We start from the raw sequence: 19,190 nt of genomic DNA, 5'->3' as shown, positions 1-19,190 counted from the left end.
AAACCTGGAAACAAAACCCCGGCAACATGGCCGGGGTTTTTAATGTGATTAACGCTTGTAGATGAACTCAACGCCTTCTTCGTCGTCTTCGTCCCAATCGTCATCCCAGTCATCTTCTGCTTCGTCTTCGACTTCAGCGAGCTGCTGGCGGTGATAATCATCCCACATGAACTCGACTTTCTCTGGCTGTTTCGCTTCTTCAGCCTGAACAATCGGGTTCTCGATGATAAAGGTCATCACATCCCAGCAGAGATCCTTCACGCCCAACTGGCTGGCGGCGGAGATCAGGTAATATTTACCTTCCCAGCCTAACGCTTCGGCGATCGCTTTCGCTTTCTCTTCCGCTTCAGCCTTGTCCAGCAAATCAATTTTGTTGAACACTAACCAACGCGGTTTAGACGCCAGATCCTGGCTGTATTTCTCAAGCTCGCCAATAATGATACGGGCATTTTCAACCGGATCGGAACCGTCAATCGGATCGATATCAATGAGGTGTAGCAGTACGCGGCAGCGTTCCAGGTGTTTCAGGAAGCGGATACCCAAGCCTGCGCCTTCAGCCGCGCCTTCAATCAGACCCGGAATGTCGGCAACCACGAAGCTCTTTTCGTTGTCCATACGTACCACACCCAGGCTCGGAACCAGAGTGGTGAACGGATAGTCAGCGACTTTCGGCTTCGCCGCGGACACCGCACGGATAAACGTCGATTTACCGGCGTTTGGCATGCCCAGCATCCCCACGTCCGCCAGCAGCATCAGCTCCAGCATCAGATCGCGTTTATCGCCCGGTGTACCCATCGTTTTCTGACGCGGAGTACGGTTGACTGAGGATTTGAAACGGGTGTTGCCCAGACCGTGCCAGCCGCCTTTAGCGACCATCAGACGCTGACCGTGTTTGGTCATGTCGCCCATGGTTTCGCCCGTGCCCTGATCGATTACACGCGTACCTACAGGCACTTTAATCGTGACATCTTTACCACGCTTGCCGGTGCAATCACGGCTCGCGCCATTCTGTCCACGTTCCGCGCGGAATGATTTTTCAAAACGGTAATCGATCAGCGTGTTCAGGTTTTCGTCGGCTTCCAGCCAAACGTCACCACCATCACCACCGTCTCCACCGTCCGGACCGCCTTTTGGGATGTACTTTTCGCGGCGGAAGCTGACGCAACCATTACCGCCATCACCTGCAACGACCAGAATCGATGCTTCATCAACAAACTTCATTTTACTCTCCGTAAATCATTCGCCTGAGCGGGGCTGCGAAACCACCGTTTCATGCTTACGTAAACCGCCCCAAATTCGATGACCAATGGCGGAATACATCGCGCCCGCAACCACGATAAACGCACCGAGATAACCTAATAGGTTTAGCATCGGTCTGGCGAAGAAATCGGGCCAGGCCAGTGATAATAAATCTGAAAATAACAACGTAAACAGCGGAGTGAGCGTAATAATGGCGCTCACCTGTGCCGCCTGCCAACGCGCCATCGCTTCCGCGAGAGCACCGTATCCTACCAGCGTATTCAGGCCGCAGAATACAAGGCATGCCAGCTGCCAGTCACTGAGCTGCGTGATGACACCGGGTTTAGCCAACGGCAACAACGCAATCGTACATAAAGTGTACAGTAAAAACAGGATCTGCGGTGATGCCAGGCGGCGCAATAACACCTTTTGCGCGACCCCATAGCTCACCCAGACCATCGCCGCACCAACACCAAAGATAACGCCCCAGGTGTAATCGGTGAGACGGGTAAAAATTTCGATCAGACTGGTATTAAAAAACAGAACCAGGCCGCTCAGAAGCATAATGGCGCCAATCACCTGCGTACCGCGCATCTTTTCTTTTAGGATAAAGACGCTGGCAATCATCATACCAACCGGTGACAGCTGACCGATAACCTGCGAAGCCGTTGGGCTCAAATATTGCAAGGATGAACTAAACAGAATGAAGTTACCGAACAACCCACCGGTAGCGATAGCCAACAGGATCAGCCAACGCGCTTTGCGAAAAATACGCAACGGAGGGAGCTTTTTTTTAACCGCAAGAATAGCGCCAAGGCCAATGTTTGCCATTAAAAAACGGTAGAACACCACGGTAGGAGGCTCCATCACCTCCAGCACTTGCTTCATCGCTATTGGCAAAGCGCCCCAACATACTGCCGTTGTGAGTGCTAACAGAATACCAATACCTGCCTGCTGCTTCATGCCGTATTCCCTGCAAGGGCTCGTTTCCGGGTTATCACGGCGCGACGAGCGTATTTACCGGCCGTCGAATGTAAAAAGCCCCGCAACGTGTTGCGGGGCTTTTATCCGTTACCGGGACGCGAAAAACTTATTCAGCAACGATGCTGATGAATTTACGGTTTTTCGGGCCTTTCACTTCAAATTTCACTTTACCGTCTGCTTTAGCAAACAGAGTGTGGTCTTTGCCGCAACCAACGTTGGAACCAGCGTGGAATTTAGTACCACGTTGACGAACGATGATGCTACCAGCCAGAACTGTTTCACCGCCGAAGCGTTTTACGCCCAGACGTTTAGCTTCTGAATCGCGACCGTTACGAGTCGAGCCGCCAGCCTTTTTATGTGCCATTTAATCTGCTCCCCTTAACTTAAGCGCTGATGCCAGTGATTTTTACATCAGTGAACCACTGACGATGGCCCTGCTGCTTACGGTAGTGTTTACGACGACGAAACTTAACAATTTTAACTTTCTCGCCACGACCGTGAGCAACAACTTCAGCTTTGATAACGCCGCCATCAACGAAAGGAACGCCGATTTTGACTTCTTCACCGTTTGCGATCATCAGAACTTCTGCGAATTCAACAGATTCGCCAGTTGCGATGTCCAGCTTTTCCAGGCGAACGGTCTGACCTTCGCTTACTCGGTGTTGTTTACCACCACTTTGGAAAACCGCGTACATAAAAAACTCCGCTTCCGCGCACACCTTTTTGATGATTCAGAGTGCGCTATAAATATTCACAATAGGGCGCGAATATTACGCAAAACGCGAGCCTTTGACAAGTGCTACGTCAATACATGAAGAAAAAAAACACAACACGTACGGTAACGTTTATCTATGGCGTTTTTTCAGTACAATCAGCATATATTTATAACCCTAAACCCGACGTTACCTTCCGATACAGTGAGGTAATCGGGGCGAGAAGCCCGGCTTTTGCGATGAATTTAGAAAAAATCAATGAGTTAACCGCGCAAGATATGGCGGGGGTCAATGCGACAATCCTTGAACAGCTCAATTCCGACGTGCAGCTGATCAATCAACTGGGGTACTACATCGTTAGCGGCGGCGGAAAACGCATTCGCCCAATGATCGCCGTACTCGCTGCGCGTGCAGTTGGCTACCAGGAAAATGCGCACGTTACGATTGCAGCCCTCATCGAGTTTATCCACACCGCGACCCTGTTGCACGACGATGTTGTGGATGAGTCCGACATGCGCCGCGGAAAAGCCACGGCGAATGCGGCGTTTGGCAATGCGGCCAGCGTGCTGGTCGGCGATTTTATCTATACCCGCGCTTTTCAGATGATGACCAGCCTCGGTTCGCTGAAAGTGCTGGAAGTCATGTCGAAAGCGGTCAACGTCATCGCCGAAGGTGAAGTCTTGCAGTTGATGAACGTCAACGACCCGGACATCACTGAAGAAAACTATATGCGCGTTATCTACAGTAAGACCGCGCGTTTGTTTGAAGCGGCTGCCCAATGCTCTGGCATTCTGGCTGGTTGCAGCGAAGAACAAGAGAAAGGGTTGCAGGATTATGGCCGTTATCTCGGTACTGCTTTCCAGTTAATTGACGATTTGCTGGATTACAACGCGGATGGTGAGCAACTGGGTAAAAACGTCGGTGATGACCTCAACGAGGGCAAACCAACGCTGCCGCTGCTGCATGCCATGCGCCACGGCACCCCTGAACAAGCACAAATGATCCGCCAGGCTATTGAGCAGGGTAATGGCCGTCACCTTCTGGAGCCTGTTCTGGAAGCGATGAACGCCTGTGGTTCCCTGGAGTGGACTCGCCAACGTGCAGAAGAAGAGGCTGATAAGGCCATCGCTGCGCTGCAGGTACTGCCTGATACGCCGTGGAGAGAAGCGCTGATTGGTCTGGCGCATATCGCCGTACAGCGCGACCGTTAATACCCTGCGGCATCTTTCATCATCCCGTGCCCTGCACGGGATGCTTTTATAAATTCCAATAAATACTTCCCCCTCTCCAGCAATCTTCGCATAAATTTGGCATATTCTGAATATACTCACACTTTACATGAACATTTTAGAACATTCGTTCTTCGGGCGTTATAGTATCTCCACAACCGATCGTGGAACCATAAGTCGATAACCAAAGGAGAGATGAGTTTATGGAAAACAAGCTGATTGACTGGCATCCGGCCGATATCATCGCCGGACTGCGCAAGAAAGGGACCTCAATGGCCGCTGAATCACGTAAAAATGGATTAAGCTCATCAACGCTGGCCAATGCGTTAACACGCCCATGGCCAAAAGGTGAGTTGATTATCGCCCGATCGTTGGGAACCGACCCGTGGGTGATTTGGCCGTCACGCTATCACGATGCAAAAACACATGAGTTTATCGACAGAACGCGGATGATGAGGGGACGCAAAGAGAAACATAATCCTGAATGAACACTGATGAGTAGTAACCCCCGGTTCACAGAACTGGGGGTTACAAGAGACGTAGACGATTACTCGCCTTTCACGCGCTCAATGTTTGCGCCCAGCGCGCGCAGTTTATCTTCGATGCGCTCATAGCCGCGATCGATGTGATAAATGCGATCGACTACCGTCGTACCTTCAGCAATACACCCTGCCAGCACGAGGCTTGCAGATGCGCGCAGATCGGTCGCCATAACCTGTGCTCCGGAGAGCGTTTCCACGCCGTGGCAAATCACGGTATTGCTTTCGATTTCTGCGTGAGCGCCCATACGGCTCAGCTCAGGCACGTGCATAAAGCGGTTCTCAAACACGGTTTCCGTGATGAAGCCCGTACCTTCTGCCACCAGGTTCAGCAACGTGAACTGGGCCTGCATATCGGTAGGGAACGCCGGGTGCGGCGCCGTGCGCACATTGACCGCTTTCGGACGTTTACCGTGCATGTCCAGGCTGATCCAGTCGTCACCGACTTCGATATCCGCTCCCGCATCACGCAGCTTCGCCAGAACGGCATCCAGCGTGTCAGGTTGTGCATTGCGGCAGATAATTTTGCCGCGAGAAATTGCCGCTGCGACCAGGAAAGTACCGGTTTCGATGCGGTCAGGCAGAACGCGATACACACCGCCGCCGAGGCGCTCAACGCCTTCGATGGTAATACGATCGGTACCCTGGCCTGTGATTTTTGCGCCCAGCGCAATCAGGAAGTTCGCGGTATCCACGATCTCCGGCTCACGCGCGGCGTTTTCGATGATGGTAGTGCCTTCGGCAAGCGTTGCTGCGCACATGATAGTGACCGTCGCGCCGACGCTCACTTTGTCCATGACGATATGCGCGCCTTTCAGGCGGCCATCAACGGACGCTTTCACATAGCCTTCTTCAAGCTTAATAGTCGCGCCTAACTGCTCCAGACCAGTAATGTGCAGGTCAACCGGACGCGCGCCGATGGTGCAGCCGCCCGGCAGTGAAACCTGGCCCTGGCCAAAGCGGGCAACCAGTGGCCCAAGCGCCCAGATGGATGCACGCATGGTTTTGACCAGATCGTACGGCGCACAGAAGACGTTCACGTCACGCGCATCAATGTGCACAGAACCATTACGCTCAACTTTCGCCCCCAACTGGCTCAGCAGCTTCATTGAGGTGTCAACATCCTTCAGTTTCGGGACGTTCTGGATCTCTACAGGTTCTTCAGCCAGCAGCGCCGCAAACAGGATCGGCAGCGCGGCGTTTTTAGCGCCTGAAATTGTGACTTCGCCCTGGAGCTTGGTTGGCCCCTGAACACGAAATTTATCCATTATTCTGTTCTCTGTTAAGAATTTATCTTCGCTACCGGCATATCACCCGTAGCTCAAAAACCGTTAAGTTTGCGATCGCGCGCCCATTCCGCTGGAGTAAACGCCTTAATCGACACGGCATGAATGCGGTTGTCCGCAATGTACTCCATCAACGGGCCATAGACCGATTGCTGTTTCTTGACCCGGCTCATGCCTTCAAACATCTCACCCACGGCAATAACCTGAAAGTGACTGCCGTCGCCAGAAACGTGGACTTCCTGGAGGGAGAGTGCATTCATCAGCACGCTCTGAATTTCATTATTTTCCATGGGCTCTTCATTCGTCAGATAGTGAAAACAGCCCAACATCTTAGAGCAAAGTGGCGCTGTCATAAATAAGCAAAAAGCCCCGCTGATAAATCAGACAAGGCTTTAGTGGCAGATCCCCCGCAGAGGAGTTGCCGGATGGCGGCACAAGACCTTATCCGGCTTACAAAAATTAACGCGGAAGAACGTCGTCAGGCAAATTGTAAAGCTGCGCCAGCGTGTACACTTTATCGTTAACGCCAGCGAGCGAAACGCTGTTCCCCTGCTGCTTGCCCTCATTAATCAGGTGCAGCAGTAATGCCAGACCACCGGTATCCACCCGGGAAATCTGGTTCAGGTCGATGCAGGATACCCCTTTCATCGCCTCAACTCGCGCATCCCATAATGGGTTTAACACGTCCTGATCCAGCTCTCCCACCAGCACCAGCTTGTCGCCTTCACGCATCCAGGTGAGTGACTGCGTCATTATTTTTTCTCTTCCAGCGTGATTTTCTGCTGAGAAATAGATTTCAGCTGTGCCGTCAGGCCATCAATACCTTTCGTACGCAGCAGGTCGCTCCACTCATTCTGTTTGGTGGTGATCATACTTACGCCTTCAGCAATCATGTCATACGCCTGCCAGTTACCCGTCTGGGAATTTTTACGCCACTGGAAATCCAGACGTACCGGAGGACGACCGTTTGGATCGATGATGGTTACGCGGATAGGCACGATGGTCGCATCACCCAGCGGCTGCTCAGGGGCAATCTGATAGGTCTGGCCGTGGTACATCGCCAGCGCCTGACCGTAAGCCTGCTTCAGATATTCACGGAATGCGGCGAAATAGGCGTCACGCTGAGCCGGTGTCGCATCTTTGTAGTAGCGGCCCAGTACCAGTGCGCCTGCATACTTAACCTGCACGTAAGGCAGCAGTTCCTGATCGACCACCTGACGCAGGTAATCCGGGTTGGAACGGATTTTAGGTTGCTCGTTCTTCAGACGGTCAAACGTCTTCTGCGCCGCCTCATCCATCAGTTTGTACGGGTTCGTCTGGTCCGCTGCGGTTGCCGCGCTAAGTGGAGCAATCACCAGCATAGCCACCATCATCAATCGTTTAAACATACGTCGATTCTCCTGAGATTATTTCGTTGCGCCCACAGGCGTAGTGGCTTCATTATTGCCTTCAGTTGCGGCTGGCGCATCGCCAGAATTCTTATTGTCATCACCTTTACTGTTGCTGTTGTAAAGGAACTGACCAATCATATCTTCCAGCACCATCGCAGATTTCGTGTCCTGAATCGTACCGCCATCTTTGAGGATAGACGTTCCCAGCTCAGGATCTTCAAAACCTACGTTCAATGCCAGATACTGTTCGCCCAACAGACCGGAAGTACGGATGCTCAGAGAACTGGTGTCAGGAATATGGTTAAAACGCGATTCAATTTCCAGCGTCACGCGCGGCAGGTACGTTTTCTGATCTAACGAGATGTCCGATACGCGTCCTACCACGACCCCGCCAATCCGCACCGGAGAGCGCTCTCTCAGACCGCCGATATTATCAAAGGTCGCATAAATCGTATAAGTCGGTTCAGTACGCATTGAGGTGACGTTCGCCGCCTTCAGGCAGACAAACAGCGCGGCCAGCAGCGCAACCAGCAGGAATAACCCAACCCAAATTTCATTTTTTTTCGTTTGCATGAACTCAATTCCCAAACATCAGTGCGGTCAGCACAAAATCCAGCCCCAGAACGGCAAGAGAGGCGTGCACTACGGTGCGTGTCGTTGCCCGGCTAATCCCGGCAGAGGTCGGGATAGCATCATAACCATTGAACAATGCAATCCAGGTGACCGTAATGGCAAAAACCACGCTCTTAATCAGGCAGTTGACCAGATCCAGACGCCAGTCGACGGCATTTTGCATAGCCGACCAGAAAAAGCCTGCATCAATACCTTTCCAGCTTACGCCAACCAACGACCCACCCCAGATCCCCACCGCGACAAATATAATCGTCAGCAGCGGCAATGAAATGACACCGGCCCAAAAACGCGGGGAGATCACTCGGCGCAGTGGATCGACGGCCATCATTTCCAGGCTGGAAAGCTGCTCGGTCGCCCGCATCAGGCCAATCTCTGCGGTTAAGGCCGATCCGGCCCGCCCGGCAAACAATAGCGCCGCAACCACCGGCCCCAGCTCACGTAGCAATGACAGCGCCACCAGCATACCGAGGCTGGTTTCCGCACTGTAGGTCGTCAGCACCAGGTATCCCTGCAACCCCAGCACCATGCCGATGAACACGCCAGAAACAATAATGATCAGCATCGATAAGACACCGACATTATAGAGCTGGCGTATCAGCAGCGGCGCATGTTTGCGAAACTCCGGCTTGCCGACAACTGCATTGAACAACATTAATCCGGCTCGCCCGAACGTCCTGAGGGTTTTTATTCCCCGATGTCCGAGTGATGCCAGCGCATTTAACAACATGGGTGGCTTAACTCCCTGTTTTGAGTAAATCGATGTGGTAGTCGCCCGCCGGGTAACGGAACGGAACCGGTCCATCGGCAATGCCATCGAGGAACTGACGCACACGCGGATCGGCATTTTCTTGCAGCGCCTGAGCACTACCGTAGGCCACTATTTTTTTGTCCGCCATAATATAGGCGTAATCCGCAATACTCAGCACTTCTGGCACATCATGGGAAACCACCACGCAGGTGACGCCCAGTGCGCTGTTCAGTTCAGAAATCAGCTTCACCAGCACGCCCATGGTGATGGGATCCTGGCCGACGAACGGCTCATCAAACATAATAAGGTCTGGCTCCAGCGCGATAGCACGTGCTAACGCGGCACGACGCGCCATCCCACCGGATAATTCAGAAGGCATTAATTTTGCCGCGCCCCGCAGGCCAACGGCCTCGAGCTTCATCATTACCGTGCTTTTCAGCAGCGGCGCAGGCAGCGTTGTATGCTCGCGCAACGGGTATGCAACGTTGTCAAACACATTCATATCAGTAAACAGCGCACCAGACTGGAATAGCATGCTCATGCGCTTACGCACGGTAAATAAACGCGAACGGGACATGGCCGGGACATTTTCGCCGTCAAACAGGATCTCGCCCTTATCGGGGGAGATTTGTCCGCCGATCAGACGCAACAGCGTAGTTTTGCCGATGCCTGATGGCCCCATGATCGCCGTCACCTTACCACGCGGCACCGTCAGGGAAATATTATCAAAGATGCAGCGGTCGCCTCGGGAAAAGCTGACATCGCGCATATCGATTAGATTCGCCACAGACTGACCCATTGATTCATCCTTTACTATTGCCTCGTTGATCGAAGAGTTTGGCGCTCAATTTAGCCCTGAACCCAACATATTTACAGATTATTACCTGTCCTGGTTAGCGAAAGCTGGCATTTGTTTTACTTTTTAGCCGCATAAAGTCAAAATTAAGAATTCGTGACGGCTTCCAGAAATCCTTCAAGTGGACCGGCGAGTATACCTGAAGAAAGGACTTTAGATGCTTTTAGCGACGGCGCTGTTAATAATTGGTTTACTTCTGGTGGTCTACGGTGCCGACCGACTGGTATTTGCCGCATCCATTTTATGTCGAAACTTCGGTATTCCCCCCATTATCATCGGGATGACCGTGGTCAGCATTGGTACATCGTTACCCGAGATAATTGTCTCCGTTGCCGCATCGATGAACGGGCAGCTTGATTTAGCCGTCGGTACCGCCATCGGCTCTAACATTACCAACATTCTGCTTATTTTAGGCCTGTCGGCGCTGATTCATCCTTTTACCGTGCATTCTGATGTTCTGCGTCGTGAATTACCGCTAATGTTGCTGGTAAGCATCTTAGCCGCATCGGTCCTGTATGACGGGCAATTGAGTCGCAGCGATGGTTTCTTTCTTCTGCTTCTGGCCGTGCTATGGCTGTTATTCATTGTTAAAATCGCCCGTCTGGCTGAGCGACAAGGTAACGACAGCCTGACCCGCGAGCAGATCGCGGAACTGCCGCGCGAAGGCGGGTTACCGGTCGCCTTTTTGTGGTTGGGTATTGCGCTAATTATTATGCCAATGGCAACGCGTATGGTGGTAGATAACGCAACTGTACTGGCGAACTACTTCGCCATGAGCGAACTCACCATCGGGCTGACTGTGGTCGCCATTGGTACCAGCCTGCCGGAGCTGGCAACGGCAATTGCGGGTCTGCGTAAAGGCGAAAACGATATTGCCGTCGGCAACATCATCGGCGCGAACATTTTTAATATTGTTATCGTCCTCGGACTGCCGGCGCTGATTACGCCGGGGGAAGTCAATCCGATGGCCTTCACCCGTGACTATAGCGTCATGCTGCTGGTGAGCGTAATTTTTGCACTACTCTGCTGGCGACGTCCGCGCCAGATTGGTCGCGGCGCGGGTGCGCTGCTGACCGGCGGTTTTATCATATGGCTGGCGATGCTGTATTGGTTATCGCCACTTCTCGTTGGATAACTGGAAACGCATTATGTCGCACTTAGAGTTGCAACCGGGTTTTGACTTTCAGCAAGCAGGCAAGGAAGTCCTGGCAATTGAACGTGAAGGCCTGGCGGAGCTTGATCAGTACATCAACCAAAATTTTACTCTCGCCTGCGAGAAAATATTCAGCTGCCCGGGCAAAGTTGTAGTGATGGGGATGGGGAAATCTGGACATATCGGGCGGAAAATGGCAGCAACATTTGCCAGCACCGGCACCCCCTCATTTTTCGTGCATCCAGGCGAAGCCGCACATGGCGATCTGGGCATGGTCTCGCCGCAGGATGTAGTCATCGCCATCTCTAACTCCGGTGAATCCAATGAGATAGCGGCGTTAATCCCGGTGTTAAAACGTCTTCATGTACCGCTTATCTGCATGACCGGTCGTCCGGAAAGCAGCATGGCGCGTGCGGCAGATGTGCATCTGTGTGTTAAAGTGCCTAAGGAAGCTTGCCCGTTAGGCCTGGCGCCGACCAGCAGCACGACCGCAACGCTGGTGATGGGCGATGCGCTAGCCGTGGCATTATTAAAAGCGCGTGGCTTTACCGCGGAAGATTTTGCGTTATCTCATCCCGGTGGCGCACTAGGCCGTAAGCTTTTACTGCGCGTTAACGATATTATGCATACGGGCGATGAGATCCCGCATGTGACTAAAAGCGCCAGCCTGCGTGACGCCTTACTTGAGATCACGCGTAAAAATCTCGGCATGACCGTCATTTGCGATGATGACATGAAGATTGACGGTATTTTCACCGATGGCGATTTACGTCGCGTCTTCGATATGGGCGTTGATGTTCGCCAGTTAGGCATTGCCGATGTGATGACCCCTGGCGGCATTCGCGTGCGTCCGGGCATTCTTGCCGTCGATGCCCTGAACTTAATGCAGTCCCGCCATATCACCTCGGTAATGGTTGCTGATGGCGACCGGTTACTTGGTGTGTTACATATGCATGATCTGCTGCGTGCAGGTGTAGTGTAAGAAACTCAAGGATAAAGAAAATGAGTAAAGCAGGTGCGTCGCTTGCGACCTGTTATGGACCCGTCAGCACAGACGTTATCACCCGGGCAGAGAACATCCGTTTGCTGATCCTGGATGTGGATGGCGTACTGTCTGATGGTCTGATTTATATGGGCAACAACGGTGAAGAGCTGAAGGCTTTTAACGTCCGCGATGGTTACGGAATTCGCTGTGCGCTCACTTCCGGTATCGAGGTTGCCATTATTACCGGACGAAAGGCTAAACTTGTAGAAGATCGCTGTGCCACATTGGGGATCACGCATTTGTATCAGGGGCAGTCAGACAAACTGGTCGCCTTTAACGATCTCCTTAGCAAACTGGCGATCGCTCCTGAAAATGTTGCGTACGTTGGCGATGATCTGATCGACTGGCCGGTGATGACACAAGTGGGATTAAGCGTGGCGGTGGCGGATGCTCATCCTTTGCTGATCCCGCGGGCCGATTATGTCACCCGCATCGATGGGGGACGCGGCGCGGTACGTGAAGTCTGCGATTTATTACTCCTGGCGCAGGGCAAACTGGACGAGGCCAAAGGGCAATCGATATGAGCAAAACCAGACGTTGGGTTATCATTCTACTGTCGCTGGCTGTCCTTGTGATGATTGGTATTAATCTGGCAGACAAAGACGACACCGCTGAGGTCGTCGTAAATAACAACGAGCCAACCTATAAGAGCGAACATACTGATACCGTTGTGTATAGTCCCGAAGGCGCACTGAGCTATCACTTGATCGCGCAAAACGTTGAATATTATTCGGAACAAGCGGTTTCGTGGTTTACTCAACCGGTATTAACCACATTTGATAAGGATAAAGTACCGACCTGGACGATCAAGGCTGATAAAGCCAAATTGACCAACGATCGGATGCTATATCTGTACGGCCATGTTGAGGTCAACGCCCTGGTGCCCGACTCTCAACTACGCAGAATGACGACCGATAACGCACAGATTAACCTGGTGACACAAGACGTCACTTCCGATGATCTCGTCACGTTATATGGCACAACATTTAACTCCAGCGGACTGAAGATGCGCGGCAACTTACGCAGCAAGAACGCCGAGCTGATTGAAAAGGTTAGAACCTCATATGAAATCCAAAACAAACAAACTCAGCCTTAATCTTGTGCTTGCCAGCTCACTTCTGGCCGCCAGCATCCCGGCATTCGCCGTCACCGGCGATACCGAGCAGCCGATTCACATTGAGTCGGACCAGCAGTCCCTTGATATGCAAGGCAATGTGGTGACCTTTACTGGCAACGTGATTGTGACTCAGGGCACCATCAAAATTAACGCCGATAAAGTCGTCGTGACCCGCCCTGGCGGTGAAGACGGTAAAGAAGTCATTGATGGCTACGGTAATCCTGCAACCTTTTACCAGATGCAGGACAACGGTAAACCGGTTAAAGGCCACGCCTCACACATGCATTATGAACTGGCGAAAGACTTCGTCGTTCTCACCGGTAAGGCTTACCTGGAACAGCTCGATAGCAACATCACAGGCGATAAGATCACCTATCTGGTGAAAGAGCAGAAAATGCAGGCCTTCAGCGATAAAGGCAAACGCGTCACCACCGTTCTGGTACCGTCGCAGTTGCAGGACAAAAACAAGGCTCCGGCAGAGAAAAAAGGTAACTGATTCGTTATGGCAACATTAACTGCAAAGAACCTTGCAAAAGCCTATAAGGGCCGCCGTGTGGTGGAAGATGTCAGTCTGACCGTCAACTCCGGGGAGATCGTCGGTCTGCTCGGTCCTAACGGTGCGGGCAAGACAACGACCTTTTACATGGTGGTCGGCATTGTCCCACGTGATGCGGGCAACATTATCATTGATGACGAAGACATCAGCCTACTGCCTCTGCATGCGCGCGCGCGTCGCGGCATCGGCTACTTGCCGCAGGAAGCGTCTATTTTCCGTCGCCTGAGCGTGTTTGATAACCTGATGGCGGTGCTGCAAATTCGTGACGATCTTACCAGCGAGCAGCGGGAAGATCGCGCCAACGAGCTGATGGAAGAGTTCCACATCGAACACCTGCGTGACAGCATGGGACAGTCGCTCTCCGGTGGTGAACGACGCCGCGTGGAGATCGCCCGCGCACTGGCCGCGAATCCGAAATTTATCCTGCTGGATGAACCGTTTGCCGGTGTTGACCCGATTTCCGTTATTGATATCAAACGGATCATCGAACATCTGCGCGACAGCGGGCTTGGGGTGCTGATTACCGACCATAACGTTCGCGAAACGCTGGCAGTGTGTGAGCGCGCCTACATCGTGAGTCAGGGCCACCTGATCGCGCATGGCACGCCAACAGAAATACTGCAGGATGAGCACGTTAAACGCGTATACCTTGGGGAAGACTTCAGACTCTGATAGGGTAGAAGACTTCACGTCACCGCAGGAGAGAACAACTCTGAACATGAAGCAAGGTTTGCAACTCAGGCTTAGCCAACAACTGGCGATGACGCCTCAGCTACAACAGGCTATCCGTCTGTTGCAGCTGTCCACGCTGGAACTTCAGCAAGAACTTCAGCAAGCGCTGGAAAGTAACCCACTGCTCGAGCAAACCGATCTTCACGACGAAATTGATACCCAGGAAAAACAGGACAGCGAATCCCTCGACACCGCAGATGCTCTCGAACAAAAAGAGATGCCAGAGGAGCTGCCACTTGACGCCAGTTGGGATGAAATTTACACCGCCGGTACACCTTCTGGCACCAGCGGGGATTACATCGACGACGAACTGCCTGTGTATCAGGGTGAGACCACACAATCGCTGCAGGATTACCTGATGTGGCAAGTGGAGCTGACCCCGTTCTCGGATACCGATCGCGCAATTGCGACATCCATTGTTGATGCGGTAGACGAAACCGGTTATCTCACCGTAACCCTGGACGATATTCTCGAAAGCATGGGCGATGACGACGTCGGCATGGACGAAATCGAAGCCGTGCTTAAACGCATTCAGCGTTTTGATCCCGTGGGCGTGGCGGCCAAAGATCTCCGCGACTGCTTATTGATCCAACTTTCACAGTTTGATAAAGCCACGCCGTGGCTGGAAGAAGCGCGCCTGATCATCAGCGATCACCTCGATCTGTTAGCCAACCATGACTTCCGCACGCTGATGCGCGTAACCCGGCTGAAAGAAGATGTGCTGAAAGAAGCCGTCAATCTTATTCAGTCCCTGGACCCCAGACCTGGGCAGTCTATCCAGACCGGGGAGCCAGAATACGTTATTCCGGATGTACTGGTGCGTAAGCATAACGATCGCTGGGTGGTCGAACTCAACGGCGACAGCATTCCACGGTTGCAGATTAACCAGCACTACGCCGCCATGTGCAACAGCGCGCGCAACGATGCTGACAGCCAGTTTATTCGTAGCAATCTGCAGGATGCAAAGTGGCTGATTAAAAGCCTGGAAAGTCGCAATGATACGCTGCTGCGCGTCAGTCGCTGTATCGTTGAACAGCAGCAAGCCTTCTTTGATCAAGGCGAAGAGTTTATGAAACCGATGGTGCTGGCGGATATCGCCCAGGCCGTCGAGATGCACGAATCGACCATTTCCCGAGTGACCACGCAAAAGTATCTGCACAGTCCGCGCGGCATTTTTGAATTGAAGTATTTCTTTTCCAGTCACGTTAACACTGAAGGCGGAGGCGAAGCCTCATCCACAGCTATACGTGCACTGGTGAAGAAATTAATTGCTGCGGAAAACCCCGCGAAACCGCTGAGTGACAGCAAGTTAACCTCTATGCTGTCAGAACAGGGTATCATGGTGGCACGCCGCACTGTTGCGAAGTACCGAGAGTCTTTATCCATTCCGCCGTCGAACCAGCGCAAACAGCTGGTCTGACCCAACCGATAAGGAAGACACTATGCAGCTCAACATCACTGGAAACAACGTCGAAATCACTGAAGCCTTACGCGATTTTGTTAATACAAAATTCGCCAAGCTAGAACAATATTTCGACCGGATTAATCAGGTCTATATTGTGTTGAAAGTGGAGAAGGTGACACATATCTCGGATGCAACACTGCATGTGAACGGTGGCGAAATTCATGCCAGCGCGGAAGGTCAGGATATGTACGCCGCCATTGACGGTTTAATTGATAAACTGGCTCGGCAGTTAACAAAACATAAAGATAAACTGAAACAGCACTAACTTGTCCGGGCAGTTAGCGGGTGCAGGACGGCCTGTTGTGTAGCACAACGGGCCATTTGTACAGTTAGCGCTTAGGTGAAATTATGACAAATAACGATACGACTCTACAACTGAGCAATGTTCTTAACCAGGAATGTACACGCGCTGGCGTTCACTGCCAAAGCAAGAAACGCGCGCTGGAAATCATCAGCGAACTGGCGGCAAAACAGCTCAGCTTGCCCTCTCAGGTGGTATTTGAAGCCATTCTGACGCGTGAAAAAATGGGCAGTACCGGCATCGGTAATGGAATTGCTATCCCGCACGGAAAGCTGGAAGAAGACACGATGCGCGCAGTTGGCGTGTTTGTGCAACTTGAAACGCCAATTGCTTTCGACGCCATTGATAATCAACCCGTCGATCTGCTTTTCGCCCTGCTGGTTCCGGCAGACCAAACCAAGACGCATTTGCATACGTTGTCGCTGGTCGCCAAACGTCTGGCCGATAAAACCATCTGCCGCCGCCTGCGCGCAGCACAGAGTGACCAGGAGTTGTATCAAATCATCACGGACACCGAAGGTGGACTGGATGAAGCATAACAACCCAATGGCATCCTTTTTTGTCGTTGTGAGGAGAAACAGTACATGGTACTGATGATCGTCAGCGGTCGTTCGGGGTCAGGAAAATCTGTCGCCCTGCGAGCGCTGGAAGATATGGGTTTTTACTGCGTGGATAACCTTCCCGTAGTGCTGTTGCCCGATCTGGCTCGTACTCTGGCCGATCGCCAGATTTCTGCGGCCGTCAGCATTGATGTGCGCAACATGCCTGAGTCCCCAGAGATTTTCGAGCAGGCAATGAACAATCTGCCTGAAGGCTTCTCACCACAGTTGCTGTTCCTTGACGCCGATCGTAACACCCTGATTCGCCGCTACAGCGACACGCGTCGCCTGCATCCTCTTTCCAGCAAGAACTTATCTCTGGAGAGCGCTATCGATAAGGAAAGCGATTTGCTGGAGCCTCTGCGCTCTCGTGCTGACCTGATCGTGGATACCTCCGAAATGTCCGTGCACGAACTGGCGGAAATGTTGCGTACCCGCCTGCTGGGCAAGCGTGAACGCGAATTGACGATGGTATTCGAATCCTTTGGTTTCAAACACGGTATCCCAATTGATGCGGATTACGTCTTTGACGTGCGTTTCCTGCCTAACCCGCACTGGGATCCGAAGCTGCGCCCGATGACCGGTCTTGACCGCCCCGTCGCCGCCTTCCTTGACAGGCACACAGAAGTACACAATTTTATCTACCAGACTCGCAGCTATCTTGAGCTATGGTTACCCATGCTGGAGACCAACAACCGCAGCTACCTCACCGTAGCTATCGGCTGTACCGGCGGGAAACACCGTTCGGTGTATATTGCAGAGCAGCTGGCAGACTACTTCCGCTCACGCGGTAAAAACGTACAGTCACGCCATCGTACGCTGGAAAAACGTAAATCATGACCGTGAAGCAAACCGTTGAAATCACGAATAAGCTGGGTATGCATGCTCGCCCAGCCATGAAACTGTTTGAATTGATGCAGGGTTTTGAAGCAGAAGTTTTGCTGCGTAATGATGAAGGAACGGAAGCCGAGGCAAACAGTGTTATCGCTCTGCTGATGCTGGATTCCGCCAAAGGGCGTCAGATAGAAGTTGAAGCCACGGGTCCACAGGAAGTGGAAGCCCTGGCAGCGGTGATTGCCCTGTTTAATTCAGGGTTTGATGAAGATTAGTCGAGTACCTGAAGCGCTGCGCTCATCAGGCCTACACGGCAACGTCACTCTCCCGTAGGCCGGACCGTATCCGGCAATAAACCCGTTAATACAGCTTATTTTCCCGCATAAACGACTCACCGCCTAGCTGGCGCATTTGGCGCATAATCCACGCCTGACGGCTACGTACATAACCAGAAGGCGCATTCGCTTTAAAACGCAAAGGATTGGGTAATACCGCCGCCAGCAAGGCCGCTTCAGACAGACTCAGCCGACTGGCTGGCTTATGGAAATAGCGCTGCGCCGCTGCCTCCACGCCGAAAACCCCATCACCAAACTCAGCAATATTCAGGTAAACGGTCAGAATACGCTTCTTGCTCCAGACGGTTTCCATACCCAGCGTCAGCCCGGCTTCAAGACCTTTACGCACCCAGCTACGTCCATCCCACAGAAAGAGGTTTTTTGCCGTCTGTTGCGATAACGTCGACGCCCCGCGAATACGGTTTTCATTACGTTCGTTGTGCGCCAGCGCTTTCTCTATAGCGGAAACATCGAATCCCCAGTGCTCGGGAAACTTCTGGTCCTCCGCGGCGATCACCGCCAGTCCCATCCACGGTGAGATCTCATCCATGCTCACCCAGTCTGAGTGCGCCACATAACCGAAATCACCGGACAGCCATGCGCTCAGTTGCCGCTCGACCATCACGGCAGAGAAAGGGACTGGCATCACGCTGAAAAGTGCGATGCCCCCGCCCCAGAATACGGCGAGGACAACGACCGCCCGCAGAAAGATACGTCGCAGAAAGGCGGTAACTCCTTTTCTCATTCAGCCAGCACCAGCACACGTGATACCAGTTTATCGATACCACTCGCGGCCTGAGCGATGTCCTGCGCCAGCATATAGGCGGGAGTAGTGACGATTTTGTTGTCTTCATCAACGACAATGTCATCAACCGGACAAGGCACATGCTCAGCGCCCATCACTTCCAGCACCTCTGCCGTATCAATATCAGTACCGATGGTCAGACGCAGCGGAAAGTCAAAAATTTTAGGTAACATGGCAGGCGCAATGCACATAAATCCCAGCGGCTTACCCGCCTGATGCATAGCCACCGCCAGCGCAGCTAAGTCGCTATCAACCCGGCACTCACTGCCCTGGCTGGCAAAATTGCTCAGATTTTTGGCCGCGCCAAACCCGCCTGGCACGATCAACGCATCCAGTTCCGTTGAGACTGCCTGAGCAAGTGGGCGAATATCACCGCGTGTTATACGGGCGGCTTCAATCAGCACATTACGCGTTTCCTGCATCGGCTCGCCGGTCAGATGATTAATCACATCCGCTTGTTGTTTATCCGGTGCGAAACAGACGGCCTGAGCACCGTTGCGGGCAATCGCCAGAAGCGTGAGAACAGTTTCATGGATCTCTGCGCCGTCATACACGCCGCATCCGCTGAGCACTACACCCACTTTTTTCATCGTGATACTCCTTTCTCAACTGGCTGAAACATATTAGTTA

Annotated in this window: 26 protein-coding genes; 13 read left to right on the top strand and 13 right to left on the bottom strand. The window is 52.5% G+C overall.

The window, feature by feature from the left end; all coding sequences use genetic code 11:
• Positions 1–48 precede the first annotated feature (48 nt).
• From cgtA to rplU, 4 genes are all read right to left on the bottom strand, one after another.
• Positions 49–1,221 (bottom strand): Obg family GTPase CgtA, encoded by a 1,173-nt coding sequence (gene cgtA / locus HV237_RS02530; protein WP_016154676.1) that lies wholly within the window; start codon positions 1,219–1,221, stop codon positions 49–51.
• Positions 1,222–1,236: 15 nt separating this feature from the next.
• Positions 1,237–2,202, bottom strand: a complete 966-nt coding sequence (locus tag HV237_RS02525; protein ID WP_047358520.1) for a DMT family transporter — start codon at positions 2,200–2,202, stop codon at positions 1,237–1,239.
• A 127-nt stretch (positions 2,203–2,329) separates the two neighbouring features.
• Positions 2,330–2,587: a 50S ribosomal protein L27 gene (gene rpmA / locus HV237_RS02520; RefSeq protein WP_003025030.1), complete on the bottom strand. Its 258-nt coding sequence runs from the start codon at positions 2,585–2,587 to the stop codon at positions 2,330–2,332.
• Between the two features lie 19 nt (positions 2,588–2,606).
• Positions 2,607–2,918 (bottom strand): 50S ribosomal protein L21, encoded by a 312-nt coding sequence (rplU, locus tag HV237_RS02515; protein ID WP_003025032.1) that lies wholly within the window; start codon positions 2,916–2,918, stop codon positions 2,607–2,609.
• A gap of 257 nt (positions 2,919–3,175) precedes the next feature.
• Here rplU and ispB point away from each other — a divergent pair, with 257 nt between their 5' ends.
• Positions 3,176–4,147, top strand: a complete 972-nt coding sequence (gene ispB / locus HV237_RS02510) for an octaprenyl diphosphate synthase (RefSeq protein WP_019077785.1) — start codon at positions 3,176–3,178, stop codon at positions 4,145–4,147.
• Between the two features lie 221 nt (positions 4,148–4,368).
• Complete coding sequence (gene sfsB / locus HV237_RS02505) at positions 4,369–4,653, top strand: DNA-binding transcriptional regulator SfsB (protein ID WP_046276013.1); 285 nt, start codon at positions 4,369–4,371, stop codon at positions 4,651–4,653.
• A gap of 59 nt (positions 4,654–4,712) precedes the next feature.
• On the opposite strand, the gene murA is transcribed toward sfsB, so the two are convergent.
• From murA to mlaF, 7 genes are all read right to left on the bottom strand, one after another.
• Complete coding sequence (gene murA, locus HV237_RS02500; protein WP_003839949.1) at positions 4,713–5,972, bottom strand: UDP-N-acetylglucosamine 1-carboxyvinyltransferase; 1,260 nt, start codon at positions 5,970–5,972, stop codon at positions 4,713–4,715.
• A gap of 53 nt (positions 5,973–6,025) precedes the next feature.
• Positions 6,026–6,280 carry a BolA family iron metabolism protein IbaG gene (gene ibaG, locus HV237_RS02495; RefSeq protein WP_003025040.1) on the bottom strand — a complete coding sequence of 85 codons (255 nt, stop codon included), beginning with the start codon at positions 6,278–6,280 and terminating at the stop codon, positions 6,026–6,028.
• Positions 6,281–6,449: 169 nt separating this feature from the next.
• Entirely contained in the window at positions 6,450–6,743 is a 294-nt protein-coding gene (gene mlaB / locus HV237_RS02490) for a lipid asymmetry maintenance protein MlaB (protein ID WP_016154680.1), read from the bottom strand.
• Positions 6,743–7,378 carry a phospholipid-binding protein MlaC gene (gene mlaC / locus HV237_RS02485; RefSeq protein WP_016154681.1) on the bottom strand — a complete coding sequence of 212 codons (636 nt, stop codon included), beginning with the start codon at positions 7,376–7,378 and terminating at the stop codon, positions 6,743–6,745. The genes mlaB and mlaC overlap by 1 nt, the downstream gene beginning before the upstream one ends.
• 18 nt (positions 7,379–7,396) lie before the next feature.
• Positions 7,397–7,954, bottom strand: a complete 558-nt coding sequence (mlaD, locus tag HV237_RS02480) for an outer membrane lipid asymmetry maintenance protein MlaD (RefSeq protein ID WP_047358545.1) — start codon at positions 7,952–7,954, stop codon at positions 7,397–7,399.
• Positions 7,955–7,958: 4 nt separating this feature from the next.
• On the bottom strand, positions 7,959–8,741 hold the full coding sequence (gene mlaE / locus HV237_RS02475) for a lipid asymmetry maintenance ABC transporter permease subunit MlaE (RefSeq protein WP_003025053.1): 783 nt from the start codon (positions 8,739–8,741) through the stop codon (positions 7,959–7,961).
• Positions 8,742–8,748: 7 nt separating this feature from the next.
• Complete coding sequence (gene mlaF, locus HV237_RS02470; protein WP_016154683.1) at positions 8,749–9,561, bottom strand: phospholipid ABC transporter ATP-binding protein MlaF; 813 nt, start codon at positions 9,559–9,561, stop codon at positions 8,749–8,751.
• 214 nt (positions 9,562–9,775) lie between these two features.
• Between mlaF and HV237_RS02465 the strand changes: the two genes are divergently transcribed.
• The 11 genes from HV237_RS02465 (at position 9,776) to npr (ending at position 17,695) form a co-directional block, all read left to right on the top strand.
• Positions 9,776–10,753: a calcium/sodium antiporter gene (locus HV237_RS02465; protein ID WP_016154684.1), complete on the top strand. Its 978-nt coding sequence runs from the start codon at positions 9,776–9,778 to the stop codon at positions 10,751–10,753.
• 13 nt (positions 10,754–10,766) lie between these two features.
• Complete coding sequence (gene kdsD, locus HV237_RS02460; protein WP_016154685.1) at positions 10,767–11,753, top strand: arabinose-5-phosphate isomerase KdsD; 987 nt, start codon at positions 10,767–10,769, stop codon at positions 11,751–11,753.
• A 20-nt stretch (positions 11,754–11,773) separates the two neighbouring features.
• Positions 11,774–12,340, top strand: a complete 567-nt coding sequence (gene kdsC, locus HV237_RS02455) for a 3-deoxy-manno-octulosonate-8-phosphatase KdsC (RefSeq protein ID WP_047358521.1) — start codon at positions 11,774–11,776, stop codon at positions 12,338–12,340.
• Positions 12,337–12,912 carry an LPS export ABC transporter periplasmic protein LptC gene (gene lptC, locus HV237_RS02450; RefSeq protein ID WP_047358522.1) on the top strand — a complete coding sequence of 192 codons (576 nt, stop codon included), beginning with the start codon at positions 12,337–12,339 and terminating at the stop codon, positions 12,910–12,912. The genes kdsC and lptC overlap by 4 nt, the downstream gene beginning before the upstream one ends.
• On the top strand, positions 12,881–13,429 hold the full coding sequence (lptA, locus tag HV237_RS02445; RefSeq protein ID WP_047358523.1) for a lipopolysaccharide ABC transporter substrate-binding protein LptA: 549 nt from the start codon (positions 12,881–12,883) through the stop codon (positions 13,427–13,429). Before lptC ends, lptA begins: the two co-directional genes overlap by 32 nt.
• Before the next feature lie 6 nt (positions 13,430–13,435).
• A complete protein-coding gene (gene lptB / locus HV237_RS02440) occupies positions 13,436–14,161 on the top strand; it encodes an LPS export ABC transporter ATP-binding protein (RefSeq protein WP_003025073.1) in 726 nt (241 codons plus the stop codon).
• A gap of 46 nt (positions 14,162–14,207) precedes the next feature.
• Positions 14,208–15,641, top strand: coding sequence for an RNA polymerase factor sigma-54 (rpoN, locus tag HV237_RS02435; protein WP_016154689.1), 1,434 nt, complete (start codon positions 14,208–14,210; stop codon positions 15,639–15,641).
• Positions 15,642–15,663: 22 nt separating this feature from the next.
• Positions 15,664–15,951 carry a ribosome hibernation promoting factor gene (gene hpf, locus HV237_RS02430; RefSeq protein ID WP_003025078.1) on the top strand — a complete coding sequence of 96 codons (288 nt, stop codon included), beginning with the start codon at positions 15,664–15,666 and terminating at the stop codon, positions 15,949–15,951.
• A gap of 83 nt (positions 15,952–16,034) precedes the next feature.
• A complete protein-coding gene (gene ptsN, locus HV237_RS02425; RefSeq protein ID WP_016154690.1) occupies positions 16,035–16,526 on the top strand; it encodes a PTS IIA-like nitrogen regulatory protein PtsN in 492 nt (163 codons plus the stop codon).
• A gap of 45 nt (positions 16,527–16,571) precedes the next feature.
• Entirely contained in the window at positions 16,572–17,426 is an 855-nt protein-coding gene (gene rapZ / locus HV237_RS02420; protein WP_003025085.1) for an RNase adapter RapZ, read from the top strand.
• Positions 17,423–17,695 (top strand): PTS phosphocarrier protein NPr, encoded by a 273-nt coding sequence (gene npr / locus HV237_RS02415; protein WP_003828770.1) that lies wholly within the window; start codon positions 17,423–17,425, stop codon positions 17,693–17,695. Before rapZ ends, npr begins: the two co-directional genes overlap by 4 nt.
• Positions 17,696–17,780: 85 nt before the next feature.
• Here npr and mtgA read toward each other — a convergent pair whose 3' ends face one another.
• Positions 17,781–18,500 (bottom strand): monofunctional biosynthetic peptidoglycan transglycosylase, encoded by a 720-nt coding sequence (gene mtgA / locus HV237_RS02410; protein WP_016157575.1) that lies wholly within the window; start codon positions 18,498–18,500, stop codon positions 17,781–17,783.
• Complete coding sequence (elbB, locus tag HV237_RS02405) at positions 18,497–19,150, bottom strand: isoprenoid biosynthesis glyoxalase ElbB (RefSeq protein ID WP_047358524.1); 654 nt, start codon at positions 19,148–19,150, stop codon at positions 18,497–18,499. The genes mtgA and elbB overlap by 4 nt, the downstream gene beginning before the upstream one ends.
• Positions 19,151–19,190 lie beyond the last annotated feature (40 nt).

Origin of the sequence: Citrobacter sp. RHBSTW-00570 (assembly GCF_013739755.1) — a bacterium.
Taxonomy (GTDB): domain Bacteria; phylum Pseudomonadota; class Gammaproteobacteria; order Enterobacterales; family Enterobacteriaceae; genus Citrobacter; species Citrobacter braakii.
Note: the sequence above shows the minus strand (reverse complement) of the source record. Positions and strands in the feature narration are given on the sequence as shown.